We start from the raw sequence: 303 nt of genomic DNA on the forward strand, positions 1-303 counted from the left end.
CATGAAGGAATCCGACATCATGGGCGTCGTCGCCTGAGGCGGCCCACGGTCTCGTGAACCCGGCCCTTTGAGGACGCCCATCCGGGGCGCCTTGGGGCCTCAATCCTGAACACAGAAGGATCTCTGCACATGGCAGCGAAAGACGTACGTTTCTCGTCCGATGCCCGCGAGAAGATGCTGCGCGGCGTCGACATCCTCGCCGACGCGGTGAAGGTGACGCTCGGTCCGAAGGGCCGCAACGTCGTGATCGAGAAGAGCTTCGGGGCGCCGCGCATCACCAAGGACGGCGTCACCGTCGCCAAG

General features: G+C 64.7%; 1 pseudogene. It reads left to right on the plus strand.

The window, feature by feature from the left end:
• Window positions 1-129: 129 nt before the first annotated feature.
• Window positions 130-303 (plus strand): annotated as a pseudogene (locus WDW90_RS38755) (TCP-1/cpn60 chaperonin family protein); the annotation flags it as partial.

It is taken from the genome of Methylobacterium nigriterrae (assembly GCF_037106235.1).
Classification (GTDB): domain Bacteria; phylum Pseudomonadota; class Alphaproteobacteria; order Rhizobiales; family Beijerinckiaceae; genus Methylobacterium; species Methylobacterium nigriterrae.